Raw genomic sequence first — 17,759 nt, forward strand, 5'->3', positions numbered from 1 at the left:
CCTAAGTCTTTTAGATTTAGGTACTTGTTGTCACTTCGGTGATAACAAACCAACACACATTCAAGTGTTCTTGGAAACAGCTAACTTCGGTTAACTGTTTAATATTTGAGTCCGGCAAAATCGAAAATGTTGTCTCGCTCATTCAAATAATGAGGCAACGATAGAAACCTTGGTTGCTAATACAATAACAATTCGTTGTTATTTCGCGTAAGCGAAACCCTTTGGGGTTGTATGGTTAAGTGACTAAGCGTACACGGTGGATGCCTTGGCAGTCAGAGGCGATGAAGGACGTATTAACTTGCGATAAGCGTAGATAAGGCAGTAAAAGCCACTTGAGTCTACGATTTCCGAATGGGGAAACCCACTAGCATAAGCTAGTATTATTAACTGAATACATAGGTTAATAAGGCAAACCCGGGGAACTGAAACATCTAAGTACCCGGAGGAGTAGAAATCAACCGAGATTCCGAAAGTAGCGGCGAGCGAAATTGGATTAGCCCTTAAGCTTTTAATGATGCAGGTGAAGATTCTGGAAAGTATCGCGATACAAGGTGATAGCCCTGTAACCGACACGTCATTTTAAGTGAAAACGAGTAAGGCGGGACACGTGATATCCTGTTTGAATATGGGGGGACCATCCTCCAAGGCTAAATACTACTGACTGACCGATAGTGAACCAGTACCGTGAGGGAAAGGCGAAAAGAACCCCTGTGAGGGGAGTGAAATAGAACCTGAAACCGTGTACGTACAAGCAGTAGGAGCAGGCATTGCGTCCTGTGACTGCGTACCTTTTGTATAATGGGTCAGCGACTTATATTTAGTAGCAAGGTTAACCGTATAGGGGAGCCGTAGGGAAACCGAGTCTTAACTGGGCGTCGAGTTGCTAGGTATAGACCCGAAACCAGGTGATCTAGCCATGGGCAGGTTGAAGGTTGAGTAACATCAACTGGAGGACCGAACCGACTAATGTTGAAAAATTAGCGGATGACTTGTGGCTAGGGGTGAAAGGCCAATCAAACCTGGAGATAGCTGGTTCTCCCCGAAAGCTATTTAGGTAGCGCCTCGGACGAATACTACTGGGGGTAGAGCACTGTTAAGGCTAGGGGGTCATCCCGACTTACCAACCCTTTGCAAACTCCGAATACCAGTAAGTAATATCCGGGAGACACACGGCGGGTGCTAACGTCCGTCGTGGAGAGGGAAACAACCCAGACCGCCAGCTAAGGTCCCAAAGTATAGCTAAGTGGGAAACGATGTGGGAAGGCTCAGACAGCCAGGATGTTGGCTTAGAAGCAGCCATCATTTAAAGAAAGCGTAATAGCTCACTGGTCGAGTCGGCCTGCGCGGAAGATGTAACGGGGCTAAGCTATACACCGAAGCTGCGGCAACATAATTTATTATGTTGGGTAGGGGAGCGTTCTGTAAGCCGTTGAAGGTGGACTGTAAGGTCTGCTGGAGGTATCAGAAGTGCGAATGCTGACATGAGTAACGATAATGGGAGTGAAAAACTCCCACGCCGGAAGACCAAGGGTTCCTGTCCAACGTTAATCGGGGCAGGGTAAGTCGACCCCTAAGGCGAGGCCGAAAGGCGTAGTCGATGGGAAACGGGTTAATATTCCCGTACTTCTTATAATTGCGATGGGGGGACGGAGAAGGCTAGGTGAGCCTGGCGATGGTAGTCCAGGTTCAAGGGTGTAGGCTAATTTCTTAGGTAAATCCGGGAAATTGTTAGGCTGAGACCCGATGTCGAGTCACTACGGTGATGAAGTCATTGATGCCATGCTTCCAGGAAAAGCCTCTAAGCTTCAGATTATAAGAAATCGTACCCCAAACCGACACAGGTGGTCGGGTAGAGAATACCAAGGCGCTTGAGAGAACTCGGGTGAAGGAACTAGGCAAAATGGTACCGTAACTTCGGGAGAAGGTACGCTCTTGACGGTGAAATCCCTTGCGGATGGAGCTATCGGGAGTCGCAGATACCAGGTGGCTGCAACTGTTTATTAAAAACACAGCACTGTGCAAAATCGTAAGATGACGTATACGGTGTGACGCCTGCCCGGTGCCGGAAGGTTAATTGATGGGGTTAGTCTTCGGACGAAGCTCTTGATCGAAGCCCCGGTAAACGGCGGCCGTAACTATAACGGTCCTAAGGTAGCGAAATTCCTTGTCGGGTAAGTTCCGACCTGCACGAATGGCGTAATGATGGCCACGCTGTCTCCACCCGAGACTCAGTGAAATTGAAATCGCTGTGAAGATGCAGTGTACCCGCGGCTAGACGGAAAGACCCCGTGAACCTTTACTACAGCTTGGCACTGAACATTGACCCTACATGTGTAGGATAGGTGGGAGACTTTGAAACTTCGTCGCTAGATGGAGTGGAGTCGACCTTGAAATACCACCCTTGTATGCTTGATGTTCTAACGTAGGCCCCTTATCGGGGTTGCGGACAGTGCCTGGTGGGTAGTTTGACTGGGGCGGTCTCCTCCCAAAGAGTAACGGAGGAGCACGAAGGTGGGCTAAACACGGTTGGACATCGTGTGGTTAGTGCAATGGCATAAGCCCGCTTGACTGCGAGAATGACAATTCGAGCAGGTGCGAAAGCAGGTCATAGTGATCCGGTGGTTCTGAATGGAAGGGCCATCGCTCAACGGATAAAAGGTACTCCGGGGATAACAGGCTGATACCGCCCAAGAGTTCATATCGACGGCGGTGTTTGGCACCTCGATGTCGGCTCATCACATCCTGGGGCTGAAGTCGGTCCCAAGGGTATGGCTGTTCGCCATTTAAAGTGGTACGCGAGCTGGGTTTAGAACGTCGTGAGACAGTTCGGTCCCTATCTGCCGTGGGCGTTGGAAGATTGAAAGGGGCTGCTCCTAGTACGAGAGGACCGGAGTGGACGAACCACTGGTGTTCGGGTTGTCATGCCAATGGCATTGCCCGGTAGCTAAGTTCGGAATCGATAAGCGCTGAAAGCATCTAAGCGCGAAGCGAGCCTTGAGATGAGTCTTCCCTGGCACTTTACGTGTCCTAAAGGGTTGTTCGAGACTAGAACGTTGATAGGCAGGGTGTGTAAGCGTTGTGAGGCGTTGAGCTAACCTGTACTAATTGCCCGTGAGGCTTAACCATACAACACCCAAGGGGTTTTGTGGACTCAATGTAAGAACATTGAATGTGTGTGAACTTTTATTTAGGTCAGTAATCCAGATTATTAAAGTTTTCTAAGTTATTAGGAAGCTTTACCAAATTTGCTTGGCGACCATAGCGTTGTGGACCCACCTGATTCCATGCCGAACTCAGAAGTGAAACGCAATAGCGCCGATGGTAGTGTGGGGTCTCCCCATGTGAGAGTAGGACATCGCCAGGCTTTAATACCGTTTTATCTTTTTTAGGAAAGATAAGGCAAAAATAGTCAAAGCTAAGTTTTATAAGACTTTGATTATTAGCAGAATATAATAGCCCGTTCTCTGATCGGGCTATTGCTTTTTGCAAATATCCAAATTTAGAGCGCTGATATAGCTCAGCCCGGTAGAGCGCATCCTTGGTAAGGATGAGGTCCCCAGTTCGAGTCTGGGTATCAGCACCAGAATTTTTCTTGGCAACCATAGCATTGTGGACCCACCTGATTCCATGCCGAACTCAGAAGTGAAACGCAATAGCGCCGATGGTAGTGTGGGGTCTCCCCATGTGAGAGTAGGACATTGCCAGGTTCTAATTTTATGTTTTCACTTTTTATAAGTGATGACAATGAGCCTTCTAATCTTATTAAGATAAAGGCAAGAAATTCGAAAAGCCTTCCCTTGCGGGAAGGCTTTTTTCGTTTAAGTAGAAATAAATTTATTCTCAGCTAACTGCCAAAGTGCGTGGATCAATGGATCATTTAATTTGGAGCGGTTACAGCAGATTCCTAAATCAAATGGCTTTACTGACTCTAGCTTTAATCTCTGTATCTTATCCTTTACTGGGCTATTGTTTATGACCACATCTGGCGCAATACCAATTCCACAACCTAGTGCGACCATACTGACAATCGCTTCATGTCCTGATACCTGAGCGTATATATTGGGCTTTATTTTTTTCTTTTTGAACCAATAATTTGCGCGATCTCTCGCGGTTCCAGCTTCTGGTAGAATAAAAGGGATGGTTTCCCACATAGGGTGTTCTTTTAATAATTCTTGAGAAAAGCTACTAATGCCGGTTGGTGCAATAATTGACAGCGGTATATTACCGATAGTTTCGAATGCCAATCTCGCTGGTAGTTGCTCTGGTTTTGCTGATATAGCGATATCTGCTTTGCCTTCTAGAACAATATCTATCGCTTGTGCTGGATCTCCAGTAGATATCTTTAGGTCAATTTGCGGGTAGGTGAGTCGAAAGTCATTCAGTAAATCAGGTAGATGGCTATAGCTTGCTGTCACCGAGCAGAATAGATGAATCTCACCTTCTAACTCTTTGCTCTGTTCTGACAACTCTGACCGGTATCCATACCAGTCAGTCGTGATACTTAACGCTATTGGTAAGAGTTTTTTACCTGCGTTTGTTAGGTCTACACTTCGGTTATCTCGAATAAGAAGACTTTGCCCTATTTCTTCTTCAAGTTTTTGAATTTGACGACTCAAAGCAGACGGACTGACGTGCATCGCATGCGCGGTTTTGTTGAAGCTTCTGCTATCACACAGATGGATAAACAACTGAAGGCTCTTAATATTCATATCTTCACACTTGATGTTGCATTTATTGCATTTACTAATTGTGAATATATCACTTTAAGCAATTAAACGCCTGCATTACTATGTGGTTATTCGACTCACATGCAGTCGACCAACGGACAATTCTTAAAGGAATCTCTTACATGGCTAACTATTTCAATACTCTTAATCTACGTGAGCAATTAGACCAACTTGGTCGCTGTCGCTTTATGGATCGTGAAGAATTTGCGGCAGAAGCGGATTACCTTAAAGGTAAAAAAGTTGTGATCGTTGGTTGTGGTGCTCAAGGCCTTAACCAGGGTCTTAACATGCGTGATTCTGGTCTTGATATTGCTTACGCGCTACGTCAGGCTGCGATTGATGAAAAGCGTCAGTCATTCAAAAATGCGAGTGAAAACGGTTTTGAAGTAGGCAGCTACGAGACTCTAATCCCTCAAGCTGATCTGGTTGTGAATCTAACGCCAGACAAACAACACACTAATGTTGTAGAAACAATTATGCCTCTGATGAAAGAGGGGGCAGCTCTAGGTTATTCTCACGGTTTCAACATCGTTGAAGAGGGTATGCAGGTTCGTAAAGATATAACAGTGGTTATGGTTGCACCTAAGTGTCCGGGGACAGAAGTACGTGAAGAATACAAACGCGGATTCGGTGTACCAACACTCATCGCTGTTCACCCAGAAAATGACCCACAAGGTGAAGGATGGGATATCGCTAAAGCTTGGGCTGCGGGTACTGGTGGCCACAGAGCAGGTTGTCTAGAGTCGTCTTTTGTCGCGGAAGTTAAATCAGACCTAATGGGAGAGCAAACTATCCTATGTGGCATGCTGCAAGCGGGCTCTATCGTATGTTATGAGAAAATGATTTCTGAAGGTATTGATGAAGGTTATGCCGGTAAACTTCTTCAATTCGGTTGGGAAACAATTACAGAAGCACTTAAATTTGGCGGCATCAGTCACATGATGGACCGCTTATCTAACCCTGGAAAAGTTAAAGCATTTGAGCTTTCTGAAGAGCTTAAAGAGTTAATGCGTCCCCTTTATAATAAACACATGGACGATATTATCGTTGGTAATTTTTCGGGTACGATGATGGCAGATTGGGCTAACGACGATGTGAACCTACTAGGTTGGCGTGAAGAAACAGGCCAAACAGCGTTTGAAAACTATCCTGAGACAGACGTAGAAATCTCTGAGCAAGAGTATTTCGATAACGGTATCTTGATGATTGCGATGGTTCGCGCAGGTGTTGAACTCGCATTTGAAGCGATGACAGCATCTGGCATCATTGACGAGTCAGCATACTATGAGTCTTTACATGAACTTCCGTTGATTGCTAATACTGTTGCACGTAAACGTCTTTATGAAATGAACGTCGTTATCTCTGATACCGCTGAATATGGTAACTATCTATTTGCTAACGTAGCAACGCCACTTCTACGTGAGAAGTTCATGCCGAAAGTGGGTACTGATGTCATTGGTAAAGGCTTAGGCGAAACGTCTAATCATGTTGATAATGGAACGTTGATTGAAGTGAATGAAATCATTCGAAATCACCCAGTAGAGTATATTGGTGAAGAGTTGCGTGGCTATATGACGGATATGAAGCGTATTGCGGTAGGCGGTTAATTCCTTCTCAGAAAAAATAAAAAGGCCTGGTCTATTAATAGACCAGGCCTTTTTTAATGGTTTCAGTTTTTACACTCTACCGTTGATTATTTGTCAGTAAACTTCGCTTCAATTTCAGCTAACTTCGCTTCCATCTCTGTTATTTTTTGGCGAGTGCGCAGCAATACTTGGGTCTGAACATCGAACTCTTCACGGCTAACAACATCTAATTTGTTTAGCTGTCCTTGGATAACTTGGCGAACTTTTTGATCGACATCGGCCCCCAGCTCTTTTACTGGAGCGGGCATCGATTCATGAATTTGCTTTGCAATCTGTTCTAATTTTTTTGGATCAAACATGAGACGTAAACTCCTATCAATTTGAATTCATTCTATTCAAAATAGATCAAAAAGTCCTTAGTAATATAAATAAAAAGGCCACCTAAGTGGCCTTTAAGTAATTAAAATGACTTAGTGATGGCTAGATAATTCACGCTGCGCTGCCCTCGCCTCATCAAATCTTGCAAGTTTTTCCAAGTCCTTATCTTCTAAGAAGATGGGTAGTGGCTTGTGTTTTTCCGCAAGGTAAGAATAGATAACTGGCAATACAAACAATGTGAATATCGTACCAATGGCTAAACCAGCAACGATAACGATACCAATACTGAAACGTTGAGCAGCACCGGCACCAGTTGCATACATTAGCGGAACCAGACCTGCAATCATTGCGGCTGTTGTCATAAGAATTGGACGAAGGCGAACTTTCGCCGCTTCCATTACCGCTTCTGTACGCGTTTTTCCGTGTAGCAGTTGCTCTTCTTTAGCCACTTCACATATCAAAATACCGTGCTTGGTTATTAAACCAACGAGAGTAATTAGACCCACTTGAGAGTAAATATTCATCGTCGCTGCACCCCACGCGAGTGCGATTAAGGCACCACAAATTGCTAACGGCACCGAGACCATGATAACCAGTGGATCTCTTACCGATTCAAATTGAATTGCCAACACCAAGAAGATAATAGCGAGGGCGAGTCCAAATGTTGCAAATAATGAACTTCCTTCGGTCACGTATTGTCTTGCTTCACCCATGTAGTCATATGAATAACCACTTGGAAGTTTAGTTGCAGCAATATTTTCAAACCAGTTGATAGCGTCTCCCATTGCAATTACGGGTGACGGTACAGCACCAATCGTTGCAGAGTTTAGCTGATTGAAGTGGGGTAATGATCTAGGGTCAGCCACAACATCGATACTAATCAAGCTTCCCAATGGAACGGCTGCGCCGCTTGAACTCCGCACGTAGAAGTTGTTCATTGATTCTGGATTTAAGCGATACTTTCGCTCAACCTGTGGAATGACTTCATAAGAGCGACCATTTAGATCGATACGATTAACGTATCCGTCTGCCATCATGGTACTTAACGTTATGCCAATATCTTGCATCGTTACCCCATAAGCACCCGCTTTATCTTTATCGATATTGATTTTCATTGTTGCTGAATCGTAGTTTAAATCAATATTTGAGTAGACAAAATATGGGCTCGACATGGTGTCGACTAAAACATCTGTCGCTATTTGGAATAAACTTTCAAAGCTATTCGGTGTAGTAATGACAAACTGAATAGGAAGGCCAGAACCAGCACCGGGCAATTCAGGCATCTGGAACGCCGTTACAGCCATACCTGGGACACCTTTAATCAGTTGCCCTACTCGGTTTGTTACTTCAGCTTGACTTGCTTCACGTTCGCTCCATGGAACCATAGAGGCGATACCAAATGCTTGGTTAGAATTCGGTACACCAACAAATACTTGGGAATAAGCGACTTCTGGTTGATCCGATAGCATTTTGTTCACATCAGCCATGGTGTTTTGCAGGTAATCGAGGTTCGCATTAGATGGGCCAGTCCCCATTAGCATCACGATACCTTTATCTTCCGAAGGCGCAAGTTCACTTGGAATAAACTTGAACAACAATGGTAGGCTCGCGAACACAATAATAGCGAAAGCAATGATGACAGGGCGTTTTTGCATTATAGCTGAAAGCATTTTCTCATAACGGTTTGTCATGCGATCTAGAACACCGTGTACCGTTGTTTCAAATCGACTCGGTTTCACGTGTGCTTTTAGCATTTTTGAACACATCATCGGAGATAGTGTTAATGCAATAATGCCCGAAATAAATACAGCACCGGCTAGTGTTAACGCAAACTCTTTGAATAGAGAGCCCGTTATCCCTCCCATCATAGCGATAGGTGCATATACAGCGCCTAGTGTCAGTGTCATCGCTATAACTGGTATCGCTATCTCTCGTGTACCAATAATGGCGGCTCGAAATGGCGATTCGCCCAGTTTTATATGGCGATCCACATTTTCCAACACGACGATGGCATCATCAACTACAAGCCCGATGGCAAGTACCATTGCAAGCAATGTCATCAGGTTCCATGAAAACCCGATTGCTTGCATTACCATGGCCACACCAATCAAGGATAGCGGTATTGTAACAATTGGAATGATTACCGCTCGAAGTGACCCTAAGAAGAGTGTAATAACCACAAGGACAATTAATGCCGCTTCAACTATTGTCTTTATCACCTCGCTGATTGACTCATTAATGGCTACGGTCGAGTCATACATAACGTTCATTTCGATGTTGCTTGGCATGTTCTTTCTAAGCGAAGGAAGTAATTCCAAGACATCGTGAGCGATATTGATTGGGTTAGCGCTTGGTGCCGCGTTTATAGCGGCAACGACAGCTTCACGACCATTTGCGTTTGCACGCACAACATCGTGACTCTTCTCTCGCGTCACTTTAGCAATATCACTTAGTCGTACAAGCTCACCACCTTCTTGTTTCACAACCAAGCGTTTTAGCTCAGCTACACTCGATATCTGAGTATCTGCGCTACCATTGTATAGAACAAATTCACCAATAGATTGGCCGGTTGCAGATTGATAGTTGTTTGAATTTAGAACGCCCATCACATCTGTCGCCGTTAATCCAATCGCGGCCATTTTTGGTGGATCGAGCCAAATACGCATTGCATATTTAGAGCCGCCATAATGATCGACGCTTGCCACCCCACTTACGGAGAATAATTGCGGGTCGATAACGCGTTCCAAATAGTCGGTTACCTGACTTGACGCTAACTCGTCACTGGTAAAGCCTATATAGAGCACCGCGGTTGTTGAGCCTGTCGACATTGTTACTGTCGGGTCTTCAGACTCACTAGGCAATTGAGAGCGAACCGAGTTTGTTTTGGCAAGAATATCCGACAAGGCGGCATTCGGGTCCGTGTTAAGTTTCATCGTGACAGTGATGGTAGACATACCCAGCACGGATTGGGATGTCATGTAGTCGATATTGTCTGCTTGTGCAATGGCTTGCTCCAATGGCTGGGTAATAAAACCTTGGATTAAGTTTGCACTCGCGCCGTAATAGCTTGTTGTTACGGTTACAACCGTATTCGTCATTTCTGGGTATTCACGTACCTGCATCTTGAAGATTGCTTGGAGACCAAGCAAGGCGATCAAAAAGCTGATAGATACCGCTAGAACAGGACGTTTGATAAAAATGTCAGTAAAGCGCATTTTGCCCCCAATTACAGCATAGGTGTTTCAGTAGGAAGAGTAAGTGCATCGTTCTCCACTACCTTAACTTTTGCATCGTTACTCAAGCGTACTTGACCTGACGTAACAATTTTATCACCTGCGCTTACACCATTTAAGATATGAGCAACATCATCTCTGCGTTCGCCAACCTTAACTACGTGTTGTTTTACCCGTAGAACGCCGTCAACTTCAGACAGAATATAGATATTGTCACCATATAAAGTGAATGTGATCGCGACTTGTGGAAGAACAATCTGATCTTTCATCGTTGGCAGAATTATATCTGCACGAGCAAACATTCCGCTACGCAGCTTTCCACCATTATTTGGTATGTCTGCTTGAACCTGTATTAGGCCACTTTGGCTATCAACTGCAGGCTCTATAGCTGAGATAGAACCTTTGAAGGTGTCAGCAGGATAAGAGTCAACTTTGATGTTTACTTCTTGATCGATATAAATACGAGAAATATCAGTCTGAGAAACGGTGAAACGTAGGCGCATCACACTGGTATCTTCCAAACGAACGATATCGTCACCAGGCTGTAGGTATTGACCCAAGAAAACATTTCTAATACCAACAACACCATCAAATGGTGCCGAAATTTCTCTTCTGTCGATCTCGGCTTCTAATGCTTTAATATCAGATTTAAGCGAGAAATATTCTGCTTCAGCCGTATCATAAGATTCTTTTGAAACAGAGCCTTTCTTAAACAGACCTTTGTAACGCTTATATTTGGCCTCTGCCGCAGGTAAACGAGCTTTCGAACTATTTAAGTTTGCTATCTCTACTTCGGTATCAAGAAGAATGAGTTTCTGGCCAGTCTTTACTGTCTCACCGGAATCAAAGGCGATTTTGTCAATAACACCATTGGATTCTGTTGTTAGTGTGACACCTTGGTTTGGCTCAATGAAGCCAATCGCTTGTATCGTAGGAATCCAATTAACAGAATCAACGTCTACTACTGTGACAGGGAATTCTGGTTCAGGCATATTTGCCATAAACTCAGCAATTTTTTGTTGCTTGAACATGTTAAAGCCAATCACACTACCAAAAAGTAATATAGCGATAATTAGCATGGAAAAAGTCCACTTTTTCATTCTTTTTTGAACTCCGAGTTAATGGTTAATTAGAGCGTCCCAACTAGCATCGATGGCTTGTGTAATTGCTTCATCGTTTATTGGAAAACCGTTGTTTCTATGTTTTCTAGCGAGTGCTGCGCTAGACTCTAAACTAACGCTGGATAACACATTGTTATCCAGCAATTTAAATATACCTTGAGACTTACCTTCATCGAACATTTGCTCTATTTTATAAAATATCTCTTTCTTTTTTGGAAAGTGACATCCTTCTTCCTTAGAAGAAAGCTGCTCGAATAACATATGACTTTTAACCGCATCTTTTGTATTTGCAAAATGCCATATGTTTAACCAGATGATGGAATACTTTTCTTTTAGTGTGGTGCCATCATCAACACCAGCCTGAATAATATCTGCTGTTCTCTGTGAAACATGATACCGAGTTTCTTCGAGCAGGTGCTCTTTATCGTCGAAATATCTATAAATCGTGCCAGCCGCCACGCCAGCTTCTTTAGCAAGCTTTTGCATTGATAATCCGTGAATACCGTCTTCTGCAACCAGTTTTTCGGTTGCATTCAGGATAAGCTTTCTTTTATCACTACACTCGGCAGACATAACAAATCCAATAATGAATGAACGTTCATTTATTTAATCATACATGTGTGCAGTAAATCAATAAATAAACCATCTCACTTATGATTAATACTCTCATCGCAACCTTGCAATAGCATTATGAGGGTCAGAATACTATTATAGGACTGATTTCTTATCCGCACAGTAGAGTAGTAAAAATGAAACTAAACCCGGCGCAAGATGAAGCGGTAAAATTTGTCTCAGGACCATGTCTGGTACTTGCGGGGGCTGGATCAGGTAAAACTCGTGTTATTACTAACAAGATTGCTTACTTGGTACAGCAATGCGGACACAAGGCTCGAAATATTGCTGCAGTGACCTTTACTAATAAGGCCGCAAGGGAAATGAAGGCGCGTGTTGGGCAGACGTTAAGCAAACAAGAGTCAAAGGGGTTAATGGTTTCCACATTTCATACACTCGGCCTGAATATTATTCGAAAAGAGTACAAAATACTCGGGCTAAAAGCAGGCTTTTCACTGTTTGATGACCAAGACCAGCTTGCTTTACTTAAAGAACTCACTGAAGAGCAGTTGGAAGGTGACAAAGATTTATTGAGGCAATTGTTAAGCACCATCTCTAATTGGAAGAATGACATGCTGACACCAAGCCAAGCCATGTCTTATGCAAAGTCGGAGCAAGAGACGATATTTGCAGATTGTTTTGATGCCTATCAAAAGCAGATGAAGGCCTATAATGCTCTGGATTTTGACGACTTAATTTCAATGCCTGTATCTTTACTTAAGACCAATGAAGATGTTCGCCAGCGCTGGCAATCACGTATTCGCTATTTATTGGTTGACGAATATCAAGACACGAATACCAGCCAGTACGAACTGGTTAAGCTATTAGTGGGAGAGAGAGCTCGCTTGACCGTTGTTGGCGACGATGATCAATCTATCTATTCTTGGCGCGGAGCCAAACCTCAAAATCTAATCTTACTAAACAAAGATTACCCAAATCTACGTGTGATAAAATTAGAGCAAAATTATCGTTCTACAAGCCGAATCTTAAGAGCCGCAAATATATTAATTGATAACAACCCACACGTATTTAAGAAGACGCTTTTCTCTGAAATTCCTGATGGCGAAAAACTCAAAGTGCTCATTGCTAACAATGAAGACCATGAGGCAGAAAGGGTTACAGGTGAAATTATTGCTCATAAATTTCTTAATCGGACTGATTACAAAAATTACGCCATTTTATATCGTGGTAATCATCAATCCCGGCTGATTGAAAAATCACTCATGCAGAATCGAATTCCATATAAGATTTCTGGTGGGACCTCGTTTTTCTCACGCCCTGAAATTAAAGATATTATGGCGTACCTAAAAGTGATGGTTAATCCTGATGACGATAATGCATTTTTGCGAATTGTTAATACGCCAAGAAGAGAGATTGGCCCGGTCACATTAGAAAAGCTTGGTACCTACGCAAACATGAGAGGAAAAAGTCTTTTTGAAGCGAGCTTTGAACTTGGGTTAGAACAACACTTATCTGGCCGAGGGTTAGAATCGCTTAAAAAACTCACAAGTTGGATAGTCACAATCTCAGAAAATGCAGAAAGAGGCAATACCGTAGAAGCGTTGCGTTCGTTAGTACGCGATATCAATTATGAAGATTGGTTATATGAAACATCTTCGAGTGCGAAAGCCGCCGAAATGCGAATGAAGAATGTGTCCGAATTGTACAGTTGGATTGTCACTGACCTTGAAGGGGACAATTATGATAAAGAGGTAAAAACACTAAAAGAGGTGGTTTTGCGTTTAACTCTTAGAGATATGATGGAACGTGGAGAAGATGCCGATGACGCTGACCAAGTTCAATTAATGACTTTACATGCATCCAAAGGACTTGAGTTTCCATTTGTTTATTTGATGGGAGCTGAAGAAGGAATCCTTCCACATCAAACGAGCATCGATGAAGAAAATGTAGAAGAAGAACGACGTTTGGCTTATGTAGGTATTACGCGAGCACAGAAAGAGCTCACTTTTACGATGTGTAAAGAGCGCCGACAATTTGGAGAGCTGCTCAAACCGACTCAAAGTCGATTTTTAGATGAACTCCCATTCGATGATGTCGAGTGGGAGAGCACGAAGAAAAAAGAGTCGCCAGAAGAGCGTATGGCAAAGGGACAAGCGCACATTGCTAATATCCGAAATATGTTTAAAAAATAAATTTATGCCGAAAAAAAGGGCTAACCTTAGGTTAACCCTTTTTACAAATCTAAAGTTTTACCTGTAGAGACTACATTCCTTCAGTTAAGAACTTAACTGCTGCAATAACTTCGTCATCACTACAGTCCATGCAAGAGCCTTTGGCAGGCATGGCATTAAAGCCCTGAAGTGCATGATTAGTTAGTACATCCATTCCTTGTGCAATTCTAGGTGCCCACTGTTCTGCGTTCCCCTTTATTGGGGCGCCAGCAGCACCAGTAGCATGACAAGCTGTACAGTAAGTATTATATACTGCAGGCCCATCTCGAGGTTCAGTACGTTCTGCCACTACAGGTGCGGCACCCGCAAGGTAAACATCACCGACTGGTTTGATGCGTTCTGCAATAGCATCGTATTCTTTATCACCTACATTTGTTGCTAGTGTTCCAGCTGAAAATGTAATTGCAGCGAATAGTACGCCGATCATTCTTAGAGACATATGTTTTAGCTCACTTTACAGTTATCGTTTTTATTGGGCTTTGTGTTCAACAAATTTGTTAGAGTGTTCAGGTAAAAAAAGACAATTTGAAAACACATTGTTAATTTCGTGTGAATTTCAGGAGATTATATCCTGTTAATTTACTGCAATAAATACTAAGATCGCCATGATTAGCGCTTTATCACATCCTAACTGCTGAAAAAGACAACAATTAATAAAAAAACTGTAAAAAAAACTAGACTGAGAAAGGCGATATACGTATTATTCCACTCCGCCGATGGGGCATGCGCCCGTAGCTCAGCTGGATAGAGCGTTGGCCTCCGGAGCCAAAGGTCGAAGGTTCGAATCCTTTCGGGCGCACCAAATTCCGGAAGTGTCAGATGTTGGCGGTAGAAAATTAGTGGTGGCTATAGCTCAGTTGGTAGAGCCCTGGATTGTGATTCCGGTTGTCGCGAGTTCGAGTCTCGTTAGCCACCCCATTTATTTAAAAAGCTTAGATGTATTATTATCTGGGTTTGAAAGCAAGATTTCGGTGAATAGCGCAGCTTGGTAGCGCATCTGGTTTGGGACCAGAGGGTCGGGGGTTCGAATCCCTCTTCACCGACCATCTTTAAAAGCCTCGTCACAAGACGAGGCTTTTAATACTTTTAGTGGTGGCTATAGCTCAGTTGGTAGAGCCCTGGATTGTGATTCCGGTTGTCGCGAGTTCGAGTCTCGTTAGCCACCCCATTTATTTAAAAGCTTAGATGTAATATCTGAGTTAAAAGCAAGATTTCGGTGAATAGCGCAGCTTGGTAGCGCATCTGGTTTGGGACCAGAGGGTCGGGGGTTCGAATCCCTCTTCACCGACCATCTTTAAAAGCCTCGTCAATAGACGGGGCTTTTTTACATCGGTAGTTAATGGAGCTTGGTAGCGCATCCGGTTTTGAAAAGAGCGGGACCAGAGGGTCGGGGGTTCGCCTCTCTCAACTTCCGCTCTTCACCGACCATCTTTAAAAGCCTCGTCAATGGACGGGGCTTTTTTACATCGGTAGTGAGTGGAGCTTGGTAGCGCATCCGGTTTTGAAAAGAGCGGGACCAGAGGGTCGGGGGGTCGCCTTTCTTGTCATTTTATGATGATGATTACCTTTAAAATTAGAATTTTAACTCGTAATAAGTGTCTTATATTTTTGTTGCAAACACGTATTATAAAATTTGCTCTATTCATTTTACTATCACGAAATATCTGCGATTTCCCCGTGCTGGTTTGATAATCTGTTTTGTATGATTATATTGGTGTTATGAGCTGCTTATTTATTATATATTGGGCTATGTTTCTTTTTTGTTAAAGTTTTTTGGTTTTAAATATTTAATTAGATATGCATGAGTAAACAACTCTATATTTTTTATATTGAGGAAGATCTAATGTTAAATGCTTTTAAATAAGGATTTTGGAGACTATTGCAGAGTAATCGAATAATTCATAAATCGTTATAATTGTATAAAAAATGAATAATTATTGAATCTACGTGCTTTAAAAATGTCCGAATACGCGTTTTTATACTATATATGTTGCTTTTTAGTGAAATATTTGCCAAATTCGTCAGTTATTAGATTATCAGGGCATTATTCTGGTAATGAATGGAATCAATTTGCAGACAGGGCAGTTAGCGCCGTGGTCGAGGTCTGGTAATGTCGCTTTTAGAAGTTAAGAACCTTCGGATCGAGTATCCGTCAAGGCATGGTGTGCATGCAGCAGTAAAAGATCTATCGTTCAGTATTGAACGTGGTGAGATTGTTGGTGTTGTTGGTGAATCAGGTGCAGGTAAGTCCACGGTTGGTAACGGTGTTATTGATCTGTTGAGCCCCCCTGGCTTTATTGCGAGTGGTGAAGTCTATCTCGATGGAGAGAAGATATCCGGTTTAACCAATGAAGAAATGAGGAAGGTTCGAGGTTCAAAGATCGGGTTTATTTTTCAAGATCCAATGACCTCCCTTAATCCGTTATTTACGGTAGAGCATCAGCTCAAAGAGACGATTCATGCCAATATGAAGGTCTCGGATGCAGAAGCATACGAACGATCGTTATCCTTGATGAATCAAGTAGGGATTCCTCAGCCCGAGAATAGACTTCAACAATTTCCACATCAGTTTTCTGGTGGCATGCGTCAACGTGTTGTTATTGCGATTGCGTTGGCTGGTGAACCTGATCTTATTATTGCAGATGAGCCGACAACGGCTCTCGATGTCTCTATTCAAGACCAGATCCTAAGTCTAATTCGTGAACTGTGTGTTACCAACAATGTGGGTTGCATGCTAGTGACTCATGATATGGGTGTAGTATCAAATGTGACTGATAAAGTCGCGGTTATGTATCGTGGTGATTTAGTTGAGTTTGGTAAAACGGATAAAGTATTGGGCGACCCCGACCATTCTTATACTCGTAGCCTAATTTCTGCGGTTCCTCGCTCAGACAAAAAACTCGATCGTTTCCCATTGGTTAGTTATATCGAAGAGGCTGGTGAGATGGCGCCTCTCGATGTTAAAAACCACTGGTTAGGTCAAAGCCAAGATGAGAGACAATACACTGGACCTCTTCTTAATATAGAAAATGTAAACCTACGTTTTATTACAAAAGATTCTCTTTTTGAAAGTCGTCGAGAGTATGTTCAGGCTTCCAATGATGTCAGCTTTGAAGTTTTTGAAGGTGAGACGTTTGGTTTAGTGGGTGAGTCTGGTTCTGGTAAATCGACGATTGCTCGTATTATTGCTGGGTTGTATAAACCGAACTCTGGCAAGGTTACCTTTGAAGGTATCGATCTAACGGGTTTAAAGTCAGAAAAGGAACGTAGACCAATGCGTCGCCAGATGCAGATGGTATTCCAAAATCCTTATACTTCAATGAATCCAAGGATGAAAATCTTTGACATTATTGCAGAACCTATCCGCTTCCATAAGCTGACTCGTAATGAAACCGAAACCCGAGAGATAGTTCATGACTTACTGGATCATGTTGGCCTAGGTAGAATGGCAGGGCTAAAATATCCACATGAATTTTCTGGTGGCCAACGTCAGCGTATTTCAATTGCTCGAGCATTAGCAACGAGACCTCGTTTGTTGATATGTGACGAGCCTACGTCGGCACTTGATGTTTCGGTTCAAGCACAAATTCTTAACTTGTTGAAAGATCTGCAAGATGAATTAAATTTAACTATGCTATTTATCAGTCATGATTTGCCAGTAATTCGTCAGATGTGTGATCGTATTGGTGTGATGCAAATGGGACAACTTTTAGAAGTCGCCCCTACAGAGCAATTATTTAATGACCCTCAGCATGAATATAGTAAACATCTAGTGGCTCTAATGCCGGAGTTTACTGGGCTGAGAGAAGATATAGCGTGATTTTTTGTTAGTTGAGCCTCCGTTTTGCTTAACTAATGATTAAAGCTCTTGAGCGTTAATGCTCTAGAAGACAATAGATAGAAGCAAATA

Annotated in this window: 9 protein-coding genes, 6 tRNA genes and 3 rRNA genes; 12 read left to right on the forward strand and 6 right to left on the reverse strand. The window is 43.0% G+C overall.

Annotated elements, in window-relative coordinates; genetic code table 11:
* Positions 1–233 precede the first annotated feature (233 nt).
* The 4 genes from IUZ65_RS00130 to rrf (IUZ65_RS00145) all read left to right on the forward strand — a co-directional run bounded on the left by IUZ65_RS00130 (position 234) and on the right by rrf (IUZ65_RS00145) (position 3,707).
* Positions 234–3,126: ribosomal RNA gene (locus IUZ65_RS00130) — 23S ribosomal RNA — on the forward strand.
* 122 nt (positions 3,127–3,248) lie between these two features.
* Positions 3,249–3,364, forward strand: a 5S ribosomal RNA gene (rrf, locus tag IUZ65_RS00135).
* A gap of 142 nt (positions 3,365–3,506) precedes the next feature.
* Positions 3,507–3,583 (forward strand) — tRNA-Thr (locus IUZ65_RS00140).
* 8 nt (positions 3,584–3,591) lie between these two features.
* Positions 3,592–3,707, forward strand: a 5S ribosomal RNA gene (gene rrf / locus IUZ65_RS00145).
* Between the two features lie 111 nt (positions 3,708–3,818).
* Here the strand turns inward: rrf (IUZ65_RS00145) and ilvY are convergent.
* Entirely contained in the window at positions 3,819–4,709 is an 891-nt protein-coding gene (gene ilvY, locus IUZ65_RS00150) for an HTH-type transcriptional activator IlvY (protein WP_195704773.1), read from the reverse strand.
* Positions 4,710–4,849: 140 nt separating this feature from the next.
* Here ilvY and ilvC point away from each other — a divergent pair, with 140 nt between their 5' ends.
* Positions 4,850–6,334: a ketol-acid reductoisomerase gene (gene ilvC, locus IUZ65_RS00155; protein ID WP_195704774.1), complete on the forward strand. Its 1,485-nt coding sequence runs from the start codon at positions 4,850–4,852 to the stop codon at positions 6,332–6,334.
* 86 nt (positions 6,335–6,420) lie between these two features.
* On the opposite strand, the gene ubiK is transcribed toward ilvC, so the two are convergent.
* The 4 genes from ubiK to IUZ65_RS00175 all read right to left on the reverse strand — a co-directional run bounded on the left by ubiK (position 6,421) and on the right by IUZ65_RS00175 (position 11,618).
* On the reverse strand, positions 6,421–6,672 hold the full coding sequence (gene ubiK, locus IUZ65_RS00160) for a ubiquinone biosynthesis accessory factor UbiK (RefSeq protein WP_195704775.1): 252 nt from the start codon (positions 6,670–6,672) through the stop codon (positions 6,421–6,423).
* A 111-nt stretch (positions 6,673–6,783) separates the two neighbouring features.
* Positions 6,784–9,906 (reverse strand): multidrug efflux RND transporter permease subunit, encoded by a 3,123-nt coding sequence (locus tag IUZ65_RS00165; RefSeq protein ID WP_195704776.1) that lies wholly within the window; start codon positions 9,904–9,906, stop codon positions 6,784–6,786.
* 11 nt (positions 9,907–9,917) lie between these two features.
* Entirely contained in the window at positions 9,918–11,024 is a 1,107-nt protein-coding gene (locus tag IUZ65_RS00170) for an efflux RND transporter periplasmic adaptor subunit (protein ID WP_195704777.1), read from the reverse strand.
* Positions 11,025–11,042: 18 nt separating this feature from the next.
* Positions 11,043–11,618 (reverse strand): TetR/AcrR family transcriptional regulator, encoded by a 576-nt coding sequence (locus IUZ65_RS00175; RefSeq protein WP_229638076.1) that lies wholly within the window; start codon positions 11,616–11,618, stop codon positions 11,043–11,045.
* Positions 11,619–11,794: 176 nt separating this feature from the next.
* On the opposite strand from IUZ65_RS00175, the gene rep reads away from it, so the two are divergent.
* Complete coding sequence (rep, locus tag IUZ65_RS00180) at positions 11,795–13,810, forward strand: DNA helicase Rep (protein WP_195704778.1); 2,016 nt, start codon at positions 11,795–11,797, stop codon at positions 13,808–13,810.
* A 70-nt stretch (positions 13,811–13,880) separates the two neighbouring features.
* On the opposite strand, the gene IUZ65_RS00185 is transcribed toward rep, so the two are convergent.
* Complete coding sequence (locus IUZ65_RS00185; RefSeq protein ID WP_331275668.1) at positions 13,881–14,288, reverse strand: c-type cytochrome; 408 nt, start codon at positions 14,286–14,288, stop codon at positions 13,881–13,883.
* A gap of 286 nt (positions 14,289–14,574) precedes the next feature.
* Between IUZ65_RS00185 and IUZ65_RS00190 the strand changes: the two genes are divergently transcribed.
* From IUZ65_RS00190 to IUZ65_RS00215, 6 genes are all read left to right on the forward strand, one after another.
* Positions 14,575–14,651, forward strand: a tRNA-Arg gene (locus IUZ65_RS00190).
* 40 nt (positions 14,652–14,691) lie between these two features.
* Positions 14,692–14,767, forward strand: a tRNA-His gene (locus IUZ65_RS00195).
* Positions 14,768–14,818: 51 nt separating this feature from the next.
* Positions 14,819–14,895: transfer RNA gene (locus IUZ65_RS00200), tRNA-Pro, on the forward strand.
* A 46-nt stretch (positions 14,896–14,941) separates the two neighbouring features.
* Positions 14,942–15,017, forward strand: a tRNA-His gene (locus IUZ65_RS00205).
* A 46-nt stretch (positions 15,018–15,063) separates the two neighbouring features.
* Positions 15,064–15,140 (forward strand) — tRNA-Pro (locus IUZ65_RS00210).
* An 819-nt stretch (positions 15,141–15,959) separates the two neighbouring features.
* The gene (locus IUZ65_RS00215) at positions 15,960–17,669 is read left to right on the forward strand and encodes a dipeptide ABC transporter ATP-binding protein (protein ID WP_195704779.1); all 1,710 of its coding nucleotides are present in this window, start codon (positions 15,960–15,962) and stop codon (positions 17,667–17,669) included.
* Positions 17,670–17,759: the final 90 nt, after the last annotated feature.

It is taken from the genome of Vibrio sp. VB16 (genome assembly GCF_015594925.2).
Classification (GTDB): domain Bacteria; phylum Pseudomonadota; class Gammaproteobacteria; order Enterobacterales; family Vibrionaceae; genus Vibrio.